Source organism: Colwellia sp. M166 (assembly GCF_024585285.1).
In the GTDB taxonomy this organism is placed as follows: domain Bacteria; phylum Pseudomonadota; class Gammaproteobacteria; order Enterobacterales; family Alteromonadaceae; genus Cognaticolwellia.
Genome location: NZ_CP040755.1, coordinates 3,616,000 through 3,628,672 on the forward strand (window position 1 = coordinate 3,616,000; position 12,673 = coordinate 3,628,672).

The following is a 12,673-nucleotide window of genomic DNA, read 5'->3' on the forward strand; positions in this document are numbered from 1 at the left end:
ATTAAATCATGACAACAAAACAAAATCATTGCGGTCTTATCGCTATTGTTGGCCGCCCAAACGTTGGTAAATCTACATTATTGAATAGTTTGCTTGGACAGAAAGTGAGCATTACCTCACGCAAGCCACAAACGACACGCCATCGAATTTTAGGTATTCTAACTGAAGCTAATAACCAAGCGGTTTTAGTGGATACTCCAGGCTTACATTCAGAAGAAAAGCGCGCAATTAATCGTCTGATGAACCGTGCGGCAAGTAGTACTTTGGCAGAAGTGGAAACCATTGTATTTCTCGTTGAAGGTACGCACTGGACCAGTGATGATGAAATGGTACTGACTAAAATTAAAAATAGTGGTGCGCCTTGTGTGTTAGTGGTTAATAAAATTGACAATATACAAGATAGAGATAGTTTGTTGCCACATCTACAAAAGCTAGGTGCTATGCACAACTTTGCTGATATTGTGCCTATTTCAGCCAGTAAAGGTGAAAACGTCGATGCGATTAAAAAGATCTGTTTTAACGCACTACCTGAAGGTGACTTTTGGTTTCCTGAAGATTATATTACCGATCGCTCTAGCCGTTTTATGGCTTCAGAAATTGTCCGTGAAAAGCTTATTCGCTTTACCGGTGATGAATTACCTTATTCAACCACCGTTGAAATAGAACAATTTAAAATTGATGAAAAAGGTATTTTGCATATTAATGCTTTAGTGCTTGTTGAAAGAAACAGCCAAAAACGCATGGTTATTGGTAACAAAGGCGAAAAACTAAAAGTCATTGGTCAAGAAGCAAGACGTGATATGGAAAGTTTATTTGAACGTAAAGTTTTCTTAGAAACGTGGGTGAAAGTCAAATCGGGCTGGGCAGATGACGAAAGAGCATTAAGAAGCTTAGGCTACGGCGATGACTACTCTGGTTAGTTGCTATAACAAGCTGGAGCTTTCTCCAAGCGTCAGCTTGTGCTTCTAGGTGAAAATGTAACTTAAATGCAAGAAATTACGCAATCAGCTTTTGTGCTCCATACTCGACCTTATCGAGAAAATCAGTTGCTTATTGATTTGTTAACGGAGCATGACGGAAAAATAGCGGCGTTAAGTTACATTGGTCATTCCACTAAGTCGAGTCGAAAGGCGCTATTACAACCCTTTTTACCGATTAACGTTACGTTGAAAGGCAATTACAGTTTAAAAAACCTAAGCCGAGTAGAGCCGATAGGAAAATCTTTTCTATTAAAGCAGAATGCGCTTTTTAGTGGTTTTTACATTAATGAACTCTTGGTTAAATTACTCGGAGACAATATTGCCTGCGGCGAGCTTTTTCAACAATATCAAACCAGTTTAAAATTATTAGCACAAGCAAGTAACATTGAAGTTTGCTTGCGAGAATTTGAATTGATGCTAATGGAGGAGCTGGGTGTATCCTTTGATTTTTCATTAGTTTTTGAACATAGTGCCGAAAGCTTTTATTATCTACCTGATGACGGTTTTATTCCTGCCTACACGAAATTAAAACAGCCTTGTTATAGTCGTTGGCATTTACAAGCTATTGCAGAACGAGACTTATCTCAGGCAGCAGTTTTAATGACCTTTAAGAGTTTGATGAGACAAGTTATTAATCATTTGCTTGGTGGTGTGCCGTTAAATAGTCGAAAATTATTTAGCAAGAAAGTGTAGTTGTGCTGAAGCCGATGTTTTAAGAAAATTTATGCTAACCTGATTGTTTTATAAAAATTAATTACAATTCAAAATAGTGAGTTATATTTCTAGCTTGATAGTTTTGCTTAATTTAGACGTCAATAGCGGGTCTATTACAAATGAATTAAACGTAGAAATAAGGAAAAATAGCCGCTAGAGAAGCATTGACAATCTTTAGCGCAGGCTATGATAGTAAGTTGCGTAGTTAACAAGATGAGAGATTGAGTATGAAAGATATTTTACTAGGCGTAAATGTAGACCATATTGCCACCTTACGACAAGCACGCGGCACAAACTACCCGGATCCTGTTTATGCTGCCTCAGTAGCAGAACATGCCGGTGCAGATGGTATTACCGTCCATTTACGTGAAGATCGCCGTCATATCCAAGATAGAGATATTTATCTATTAAAGCAGACTTTACATACACGGATGAATTTTGAAATGGCTGTTACCGATGAAATGTTGGATATAGCCTGTGAAGTAAAACCGATGTTTTGTTGTTTGGTGCCAGAAAAGCGTGAAGAATTAACCACCGAAGGTGGCTTAGATGTTGCTGGGCAGCAGGATAAAATTAATGCAGCTGTAGCTCGCTTAGCTGAGGCTGGTATACAAACTAGCTTGTTTATTGATGCTGACAAAAAGCAAATTGATGCTGCAGTGATCAGTAAAGCTACCTATATTGAAATTCATACCGGCCAATATGCTGAAGCAAAAAATGAAGCAGAGCAGCAGCAAGAACTTGCACGCTTAGTTGAGGGCATTGAATATGCTCACTTTTTAGGTTTGAAGGTTAATGCCGGTCATGGACTTAATTACTTTAACGTTAAGCCCATTGCTGCGATACCTGAAATTATTGAGCTTAATATTGGTCATGCAATTATCGCTCGTGCGGTCATTGATGGTTTAGATAAAGCCATTCGAGACATGAAACGACTAATGCTTGAAGCGCGTGGTTTAGTGTAAGTTAATTATAGTAAGGATTTAAGTTTGTCTGTAGTTGGTATTGGTACTGATATTGTTGATATTAGGCGCATTGCGAAAATGTCTGATAATGCTCAGCAGCGCCTAGCAAAACGCATTTTAACGACGCGAGAATACCAACTTTACATTACTTTAAAACAGCCTGAACGTTTCCTCGCGAAACGATGGGCTGGTAAAGAAGCTGCGGCTAAGGCGCTCGGTACAGGTATTGCAGCAGGCGTATCATTTCAATATTTTGATATTGTTTCTTTAGCTAGTGGCCAACCTACACTTGAATTGAGTTCACAAGCCTTAACTTTAGCTAAAAACTTAGGGGCTAATACTTGGCATATTTCACTTTCTGATGAAGTTAAATATGCCACTGCCTTTGTCGTTTTATCACAGTAATGAGTGTTAAGTTAGCGGTTGAATTGTCGGATTTAAACTCGCTTTAATAAAAATTAAACACTAGAAATAATATCTGTTCTATACTTAAATGAAGCTTAGTGAAATTGTTAGTTAGCAAATTTGAATTTAGGAGTAGATATGCAATCGCAAAAGCAACCTATTGTCGAAAGACGCCAAGAGCCACCCGAACAATCGCTATGGTGGTCTAAGCTTTCACTAGCACAAAAGTTTTCTGCAAGTAGCTTAGGTAAGTTTGGTTATGAGCTTTGTTTTGTTCGTAATGAGCATGGCCACAGTTTAGCGGTGTTAACCTGTAATTCAGGTGTTGCCGTGATCACTGAAGATGGTGATATTAATACTTCACCAAATATCAAGATTCGCTAACTTCTGCAAAACACATACTTACCGGTATACCTATCTGAATTTCGGCTGTTCAGCTTCGAGTTTTTTAATAAAAGCATCAGCATCTTCAAGTACTAAATCTATTTGTTCAAAAAATTCAAAAAACTCTGGCTCCAAATCATCTAAGGCAATACCACGTTTCAACTCTGTTTCAAGCTCATGAGTTACTTTAGCTAAATTTGGTACGCCAGAATAACAGCATGCGCCATTAAGTTTGTGGATTAATACTTTTAGTTGTTCAATATCTTGAGAGATAAGAGCTTCTGAAATATTTGCTTTGCTTTCAGGTAAGCTGTTAACCAAGCCAACAAACATATCCTTAGCCAAAGCTGCTTTTTGTCCCGCTCTTTGTAGTGCTAATGTCCAATCAATAATTTTAACCCTTGAATTGATAATAGGCTCTGCAGACGGCGTAATGACTTTAGGACGATTGGCGAGTAAGGTTGAATCACAATACTCATAAATACTATGGTGTAACATAGCCTCATCAATAGGTTTAGTTACAAATGAGTCAAAACCATTGTCGAGTAGTTTGTCTTTTTCTTCCCCGAAAACATGTGCAGTCACGGCGATTATTGGACTGTGCTCATTAAGTGTTTGTTGACGAATAATAGCCAAGGCGGAAATACCATCAAGTACTGGCATTTGTATATCCATAAATATCAGGGCAAATTTTTCATGTCGACATAATTCTACTGCTTGAGCGCCGTCTGTCGCCGTGACAACTTCAGTTACTTGTTCGAGCAATAACTCACGGATAAGCTTTAAATTTGCTTCATTATCATCAACAGCCAGCACTTTTATCGGCACTTTATGCTCTGGTAGCTGAATTATGTTAGTAGGCTCTGCTGTGGCTTTCGGTACTAGGGTTTTACTCAAACGTTGTATTGTTATCGGTTTACTAATACAGGTTTTTGCGCCACTGGAAATTAAGGCTTCGTGTAAACTTGGAGAGTTGCTATTAATGGCGAGATGTATTGAAGGAATAAGCTCTTTAATGGTAAAAATTAGCTTTTTCACGTCATTAAGGGCTGATGGTGTTACATCATGACCAATGAGGGCAAAATCAAATGACGATAATTGTTCTTTATTGGTCAGTAAGTCATCTATTTCATCAGCTTGAGAAATGCAGGTCATTTTCATTTTCCAACTAGCTAAGATTTCAGCTGTGGCTAATCGACTTGCCGCATGAGGCTCATAATATAAAATTGTTTTATCTTTTAGGCATTCTGGAGTAGGTAATTGTAAAGTGGGTATTGGATTGACTTCACATTGGAAAGTAAACCAAAAAGTTGAGCCTTTATGTTCGATACTTTCAAAACCAATACTGCCACGTAGTTCTAATACTAATCGTTGTGAAATAACTAAACCTAGCCCTGTTCCACCATAGATACGGGTAACACTTTTATCCCCTTGACCAAAAGCTTCAAAGATAGAATGTTGTTGTTGGTTCGGAATACCTATGCCAGTGTCTTGGACCGTAACTTTTATTTTATAAAGGTTTTGGGCAATAACACTACCTTCAATATTAATATCAACAGAGCCTTTATCGGTGAACTTAATCGCATTACTCGCTAAGTTAACCATGACTTGCTTAACACGCATCGCGTCACCAATAAGTGAGTCGGGTAACAGAGGACTAACGCGTAAAGATAACTCGATATTCTTTTTATGGGCACTGGGTGCAAGTAACGTTAAGGTTTCTTCTACAGACTCGCGAATTGAGAATGGAATATTTTCAATGACCATTTTACCGGCATCAAGTTTAGAAAAGTCTAAAATATCATTAATAATTGATAGCAAGTTACCTGCTGAACGTTCAATAGTTTGTAAGTGATCGCGCTGGGTGTCGCTCAAAGGTGTTTTCAATACTTGCCGCGTAAAGCCAATAACACCGTTAAGCGGCGTGCGTAGTTCATGGCTCATGTTAGCTAAAAATTCAGATTTTACCTTGTTTGCATCCTGAGCCTTGCGTTTTGCTATGTCGAGTTCAACGTTTTGAATTTCAAATTGCTCTAAACTTTCGCGCAGATCGATAGTGGCTTGATCAATACTACGCTGCATCTCATCTTGGTAATCCCCTAGAGATTGTGCCATGGCATTGACACCATTTTTTAAAAAATTCAGCTCACCAAATAACTGGCCACTGATACGGCTTTCTATTTTTCCTTCTCTAATACGATCTATCGCCAATACCATAGATGAAATCGGACGAGTAACACTTTTAATGAGCTTGTAGGCAAATAAGGCACTGATGATTATACCCACTAAAACAATAAAAAAAGCATTGACTAATAGTTGCTGCTGCGCATATTTAATACTGCTTTTATCAATTTGTATGGCGATATAGCCAATAACATCACTGTTAATATCAGTATTCAATCTTGAGTTGTTAGTTTGTGCGGTAAATTCATCAATAATCGGGGCGCGATAAATAAGGTAATCATCATAGTCATCATAAATGATTCGGTTGGGTAGGCTTTGGCCAGCCTTTACCCGCAGGGTATGGGCATCGCCGTGATAAGCACTGGTGACGAAAACTTGGTTGTCTTTGGTGAATATAGCAATACTTTTGATGATATCAGATTGACTACGATGGCTAAAACCAATCAGTGTTCTTAAATTATCGCGTTGTTTTTCTAATAATGGTGTCGCACTGCTGATAGCAAGCGGTGCTATTATGCTTGTGGCTCGTTGATAAATGAACTGATCGAGCTCGCTATAGCGACTATAAGATAAGTAACCTGCAACAATTAAACTGATTATGGTCGTTGGTACGATCGTAAGTAAAATTACCCAATCTTTCAGGCTTATTTTATGCATTTTTTGTTGAGCTTTAGTGTAAAATCATTGGGTTAATAACTCTATAATGGCACATATTAGACTAATACCAAATAGATAATCGTTCACTATGGCGGCAAATGAATCATTTATGCCGCTCTTTGATGGCAAACTAAGATAGCTATGGCAAATTTTTTTAAAGCAAGCGCTAAAAAAACAACAATACCACAAAACTTAACCGTAACCGTTGCCCGTCTTGATCAGCAGGGCTGTGGCGTTGCATTTCATCATAAAAAGCCCATTTTTATTGAAGGCGTATTGCCTAATGAAACGGTGGAGGTGAAGGTTTATCAGCAAAAAAGTAAATTTTCAAAAGCCAAGTTAATCAATATTATTACCGCCAGTGAAGCCCGCGCTGAAGTTAAATGTCGGCATTACTTTCAATGTGGCGGCTGTAACCTACAACATATAGATTACCCGCATCAACTGACATATAAACAAGATAAAATTAAGCAATTGTTTGCACGCCAAGCTTTAAACCAAGATTTACCTTGGCAAAACCATATTGTTAGTCAGCCTTGGCAATATCGTCGTAAAGCAAGAATAGGGGTGCAATATGATAAACGTGGTACGCCGATCATTGGTTTTCGTCAGCGTGAGAGCAGCCACCTAACAGAAATTAAATCTTGTCCAGTACTCGTGGCTGCTTTTGCTAATATTTTTACTGAATTGAAATTACTTTTACCGTCCTTGTCTGGAAAAAATGCCGTTGGTCATATTGAAGTTATTGCCGGCAATAAAAATGTTGTTGTGGTACGCCAATTAGTTAAATTAACTGCTGAAGATAAAAAACAATGGCAAAATTTTGCTAACAAAAATAGTTATTTAATCTATATCGATGACGGTAAAAGCATTTCCGCGTTGGGTGAATATAGCGTACTATTTTATCAATTAACCGATACTATCAAGATTGAATTTTCGGTTAATAACTTTATTCAGGTTAATCATGGTGTCAATAAGCAGATGGTTGAACAGGCGCAAGCATGGCTAGCTTTAAATGCTCAAGATATTGTTTTGGATTTATTTTGTGGTTTAGGTAATTTTAGTTTACCTATCGCACAGCAAGTCAGTCAGTTGGTTGGTATTGAAGGTGTTCAATCTATGGTTGATAAAGCCCAAGATAATGCCGAAAAGAATGGCATGACTAATTGTCAATTTCATCAAGCTGATTTGAACAGTGATTGGCAAGCGCATCACTGGGCTAAGCAAAAATATACTAAAGTGTTACTCGACCCAGCTAGGGCAGGAGCATACCAAGCCTTATTGCAACTACTGAACTTTAATATTGAAAAAGTGCTTTATGTTAGTTGTGACCCAGCATCATTGGCGCGAGATGCTAAGTTACTTATTGACCACGGTTATAAAATTGAAAAAATTGCCTTAATGGATATGTTTTCGCAAACAAAGCATGTTGAAACTATGGTAATGTTTAGCTTATAAGTCGGTTGCTGTTTTATCAAAATAAACGGTTAAAATTGAATCGGAGGTAGTGAATTTCATGGTTTCTGTGCGTAAGTCACATCAAATGTCGGAAGCAAGTTTTGAGCAATGGTTAGGTCGGCTCGAATTAGAACACGATAAAAAAATTGCATTAGAAAAGCTATATCATCAAGTGAATGATTTATTTGATGATGCGACGCCTTGCCAGACTAAATCTTTAGAGATGGTAGAAATTCTCTCGGCTTTGAATCTCGATACTGACTCATTATGCGCAGCATTCATTTGTCCATTATATGAATATAATTGTATAAGCTTAGAATATATTGAAGAAAACTTTTCACAACAAATCTATTTATTGTGCAAAGGTGTAGGCCAAATGGAAGCGATTAAGGCTTTACAGCAATCACAGTCCAGCAAAGTTAGTGCTAACCAAATTGATAATATCCGCCGTATGCTTTTGGCTATGGTCGAAGATGTGCGCGCAGTCGTTATCAAATTAGCTGAACGCTTATGTCACCTACGTCTAGTTAAAAATAGTGATGAAGAAACTCGTGTTTTAGCCGCCAAAGAAACCAGTAATATCTACGCGCCACTCGCTAACCGGTTAGGTATAGGGCAATTAAAGTGGGAGTTAGAAGACCTGTCATTTCGCTATCTTCACCCCGATGTTTATAAAAAAATAGCTAAACAGCTTGATGAAACTCGTCTCGAAAGAGAACGTTATATGGCTGATTTTGTTGGTAATATATCTCAACAGTTACAATCGTCGGGTATTAAAGGCGTGGTCTATGGGCGTCCAAAGCATATTTATAGTATCTGGAAAAAAATGCAGCAAAAGTCGCTGGATTTTGAACAGTTATTCGATGTCCGTGCCGTACGTATTATTGTTGATGAACTTCAAGGTTGTTATGGCGCATTAGGCCTAGTACATACCAGTTGGAAACATTTATCGAAAGAATTTGATGATTATGTTGCTACACCGAAAAGCAATGGTTATCAGTCAATTCATACTGTCGTTCTGGGCCCCGAAGGTAAAGCAATTGAAGTGCAAATTAGAACGCAACAAATGCATGATGATGCCGAGTTAGGGGTTGCAGCGCATTGGCGATACAAAGAAGGTAATGCCAGCGGTAAAACTTCCGGCTTTGATGAAAAAGTGAGTTGGTTAAGAAAAATACTACAATGGCAAGAAGATGTTTCAGAAAGTGGCGAGCTACTTGATGAACTACGCAGCCAAGTATTTGAAGATCGTATTTATGTTTTTACCCCCAGTGGTGATGTGGTCGATTTACCTAGTGGCTCGACACCGTTAGATTTTGCCTACTATATTCACTCTAATGTCGGCCATAGTTGTATTGGTGCCAAAGTATTTGGTCGTATTGTACCTTTTACTCATACCCTGCAAACGGGTGATAAAGTTGAAATTTTACGTAGTAAGACCCTCAACCCTAGTCGAGATTGGCTTAACCCAAGCCTAAATTATCTTCATACCTCACGTGCTCGGGCTAAGGTTCAGCATTTCTTTCGCTTACTCGATCGAGATAAAAACCTTGCTGCCGGTAAAGAGATGCTAGAAACGGCTCTAGCGAAGTTACAGTTGTCTCTAGCTAAAGTGGATTTATCAGCGGCAACAGAGCGTTTTAATTTAACCACCAATGATGATTTATTTGCCGCCATTGGCTCAGGTAATGCACGCTTATTGCAAGTGGTAAACTTTTTACAGCAGCAAAATGAAAAGTTAAAACCGAAAGAAGAAATTGACCCTCAGAGTTTAATTAAACAACCTCAGCAAGCCGATGATCAAAGCGGAGACAATAATGGTATTACGGTTTCAGGTGTTGGTAACTTACTAACCCATATGGCGAAATGTTGTCATCCGGTACCCGGTGATGAAATTTCAGGTTTTATCACTCAAGGGCGCGGTATTTCAGTGCATCGCCTTGACTGTGAACAACTGGCTAATGCGCTAGAACAACAACCCGAGCGTGAAGTGGAAGTGCAGTGGGGCTCTGATAACAATAAAAGTTACCAAGTCAGTATTAATATTATTGGTGGCGATCGTCAAGGTTTACTCAGGGATATCTCGACCATTATTTCTAACGAGCGGGTAAGTATTATTGGTATTGAAAGTCATACCGATCATGCTAAACAAAGTATGAGCATGACCATTAAGGTAGAAGTCGCTAATCATGAAGTGTTAAGCCGGCTATTGGCGAAATTAAAACAACTAGATGATGTTGTTGAAGTTAAAAGGTTATAGGAAAACATGCCGAAATGGCGACAAGACAAGTAAAAGCTGAGGTTTTAAGACTTTAAGCAAGGCGTTTTGTCGTTTGTCGTGGTAATGAAAGTTCATTGTTTGGCAATAACTTAGCCATCTTAAACCCACTAAGGTAGATGGGTAATGATTATGAGTTATACCAAGTATATTAAGCTCCCGAAGAGTGATTTTAAAAGGCTTACAGGCCGCGCTATTGATTTCGATAAGGTTCTCACAGGGATGTGAGTCATTAGAACAACGCAAGAGTAGTTGTCTAAAATAAACTATCATCTTCAATTAATTCAATGCCTTGCCTACATGGATATAGGTGCTTAGGTTCAGTCTGGCACTGTGAACCTGTGCCTCTAAGCCTTTTAAATTTCACTGAGTGGGAAGAAACTTAGTAGAATTGCTATTACTCTTTAATATCCGTAGGATGATAACCAATTACATGGCTAGATCTTTGAATTAAACTATTAAACTCATCCCTAATTTCTTTTGATTTTTCTTTACCTTCTTGCTTCATAAATGCGCTCATCCATTTTACTCCATCTTCTGTCAACTCCCATTCCATCGACGAATAACCATCTTTTAATTTCCATGCTGTTATCATGTCCCACTCACCGCTGTGCAGCTGTACAATATAGGGCACTTGAGTTCCGGCTTTTTTCGAGGCTGGAAAATAGTGATCACGAATAATCTCCATCGCTCTATCGGCTTTACCTGGTTTGAAATCTGTATAAGATATTGAGAGAAACTCGACGTTTTCTAATTTCTTAGCTTTTAGCTCTTCAGCATGAGCGATAAATGAAGCTAGAGAGAATACCAAAGACAAACTTAATATAATCGTTTTCATGATTTTTCCTTTTCGTTTGTATGTTTTTTGTACAAAATAAATGTAGTATAAAATGTATACAAAAACCAATTACAACGATTATTAATATAAAATGAGTCCTGTTTTTGCTAAATTGCTTGTCAACTTGCAATATGTAGTACATGGACTTGATAATTAACTATGCTGACTGATAACCCCTCAATTGAAAAACTTCGTTGGATCATGAGCCAATTACGCGACCCTAATACGGGTTGTCCGTGGGATTTAAAACAAACCTTTGCTTCAATAATTCCGCATACCATTGAGGAGGCATATGAAGTTGCAGATGCCATAGAACAAGAAGACTTTACTGAGTTGGAAAAAGAGCTTGGTGATTTATTGTTTCAAGTAGTATTTTATAGCCAATTAGGAGCGGAAGAAAAACGTTTTGATTTTGACAGCGTATTAAGCGCCATTTGTGAAAAATTGATCCGTCGTCATCCACATGTTTTTGCCAGCAGTGACTTTACCTCAGATGCTGAAATTAAGGCTAATTGGGAAAATGAAAAGTCCAAAGAGCGGCAACAAAAAAATAATGATGAAAGCCTCAGTATGTTAGCCGATATTCCTCGCAATTTGCCGGCGTTATCACAAGCGGCAAAAATTCAAAAACGTTGTGCACATGTTGGTTTTGATTGGCACAATATTGATGATGTTTTTGCCAAAGTTGAAGAAGAAGTTTTAGAAGTCAAAGCAGAGTTGCATCGTGATGACAGTGCTTTAGCCGAAGAGTTGGGTGATTTAATGTTTGCTGTTGTCAATTTATGCCGACATGCCAAGCAAGATCCTGAAGCCATATTACGACAAGCAAATCAAAAGTTTACTAAGCGATTTCAAGGTGTTGAAGCGCAAGTTAATAATAGCGAAAAAAGCTTTCAGCAACACACCTTAGATGAACTTGAAGCATTTTGGCAACAAGTGAAAATTGCTGAAAAATATTGAAATCAGCTAACGCAAATATGCTAATAAAAAAAGTAGAGGTAAATATGAGCTCAATGCCATTACTGGTCGACAGTATAATAACACTTAACAATAATATTGTGACCCTGACTTTCAATCGACATGATGTTCGCAATGCTTTAACGGGGACTGCGATTGCAGATGATATAGTTAATGTTGTTGAGTGGATTAATCGTACAGCTGAAATTGCGGTGCTGATTATTACTGGTGATGGCTCAGCGTTTTCTTCTGGTGGTAACATAAAAGATATGGCAGAGCGAGCAGGTGATTTTGCTGGTGATGTGCAAACCTTAGAAAGACGTTACCGAGAGGGCATTCAGCGCATTCCTTTAGCTTTGCACAAATTAGAAGTGCCCGTTATAGCTGCTGTAAATGGTCCGGCAATAGGTGCAGGCTTTGATATTGCTAACATGTGCGATATCCGTATTGCTTCAACGAAAGCTAAATTCGGCGAGACTTTTGTCAACTTAGGTATTATTCCCGGCGATGGTGGTGCATGGTTTATGCAGCGCTTAATTGGCTATCAAAAGGCCGCCGAGTTAACCTTTACGGGTCGTGTTATCGATGTTATTGAAGCAAAAGAAATCGGTATCGTACTTGATGTCGTCGCTCCTGAGAGTTTACTCGAGCGAGTCAATCAACTTGCCAGTGAAATAGCCACTAAACCTGTAGCTTCTTTGCGTTTAACTAAACGTTTAATGAAATTAGCACAACGTACAGAGTTACCTGATTTTCTTGATATATGTGCGGTTTTTCAGGGCATGTGTCATAACAATCCTGAGCATTTAACTGCCGTGAACACGATGATCGAGAAACTTGCAAAATAAGCTAT

General features: G+C 38.4%; 11 protein-coding genes. 9 read left to right on the forward strand and 2 right to left on the reverse strand.

Going from position 1 to position 12,673, the window contains the following annotated elements; translation table 11 throughout:
* The first annotated feature begins 8 nt into the window (after window positions 1-8).
* The 5 genes from era (at window position 9) to FGD67_RS16370 (ending at window position 3,448) form a co-directional block, all read left to right on the forward strand.
* Window positions 9-920: a GTPase Era gene (gene era, locus FGD67_RS16350; protein WP_257172150.1), complete on the forward strand. Its 912-nt coding sequence runs from the start codon at window positions 9-11 to the stop codon at window positions 918-920.
* 66 nt (window positions 921-986) lie between these two features.
* Complete coding sequence (recO, locus tag FGD67_RS16355) at window positions 987-1,673, forward strand: DNA repair protein RecO (RefSeq protein ID WP_257172151.1); 687 nt, start codon at window positions 987-989, stop codon at window positions 1,671-1,673.
* A 248-nt stretch (window positions 1,674-1,921) separates the two neighbouring features.
* Complete coding sequence (gene pdxJ, locus FGD67_RS16360; protein ID WP_257172152.1) at window positions 1,922-2,659, forward strand: pyridoxine 5'-phosphate synthase; 738 nt, start codon at window positions 1,922-1,924, stop codon at window positions 2,657-2,659.
* Window positions 2,660-2,683: 24 nt separating this feature from the next.
* The gene (gene acpS / locus FGD67_RS16365; protein ID WP_257172153.1) at window positions 2,684-3,064 is read left to right on the forward strand and encodes a holo-ACP synthase; all 381 of its coding nucleotides are present in this window, start codon (window positions 2,684-2,686) and stop codon (window positions 3,062-3,064) included.
* A gap of 138 nt (window positions 3,065-3,202) precedes the next feature.
* A complete protein-coding gene (locus tag FGD67_RS16370; protein ID WP_257172154.1) occupies window positions 3,203-3,448 on the forward strand; it encodes a hypothetical protein in 246 nt (81 codons plus the stop codon).
* Window positions 3,449-3,478: 30 nt separating this feature from the next.
* Here FGD67_RS16370 and barA read toward each other — a convergent pair whose 3' ends face one another.
* Window positions 3,479-6,289, reverse strand: coding sequence for a two-component sensor histidine kinase BarA (gene barA / locus FGD67_RS16375; protein WP_257172155.1), 2,811 nt, complete (start codon window positions 6,287-6,289; stop codon window positions 3,479-3,481).
* A 141-nt stretch (window positions 6,290-6,430) separates the two neighbouring features.
* On the opposite strand from barA, the gene rlmD reads away from it, so the two are divergent.
* Both rlmD and relA read left to right on the forward strand, forming a co-directional pair.
* Window positions 6,431-7,747 (forward strand): 23S rRNA (uracil(1939)-C(5))-methyltransferase RlmD, encoded by a 1,317-nt coding sequence (gene rlmD, locus FGD67_RS16380; RefSeq protein ID WP_257172156.1) that lies wholly within the window; start codon window positions 6,431-6,433, stop codon window positions 7,745-7,747.
* 58 nt (window positions 7,748-7,805) lie between these two features.
* A complete protein-coding gene (gene relA / locus FGD67_RS16385) occupies window positions 7,806-10,007 on the forward strand; it encodes a GTP diphosphokinase (RefSeq protein ID WP_257172157.1) in 2,202 nt (733 codons plus the stop codon).
* 415 nt (window positions 10,008-10,422) lie between these two features.
* On the opposite strand, the gene FGD67_RS16390 is transcribed toward relA, so the two are convergent.
* Entirely contained in the window at window positions 10,423-10,863 is a 441-nt protein-coding gene (locus tag FGD67_RS16390; RefSeq protein WP_257172158.1) for a hypothetical protein, read from the reverse strand.
* Window positions 10,864-11,022: 159 nt separating this feature from the next.
* Here FGD67_RS16390 and mazG point away from each other — a divergent pair, with 159 nt between their 5' ends.
* On the forward strand, window positions 11,023-11,823 hold the full coding sequence (mazG, locus tag FGD67_RS16395) for a nucleoside triphosphate pyrophosphohydrolase (RefSeq protein WP_257172159.1): 801 nt from the start codon (window positions 11,023-11,025) through the stop codon (window positions 11,821-11,823).
* Between the two features lie 44 nt (window positions 11,824-11,867).
* Window positions 11,868-12,668 (forward strand): enoyl-CoA hydratase-related protein, encoded by an 801-nt coding sequence (locus FGD67_RS16400; protein WP_257172160.1) that lies wholly within the window; start codon window positions 11,868-11,870, stop codon window positions 12,666-12,668.
* Window positions 12,669-12,673: the final 5 nt, after the last annotated feature.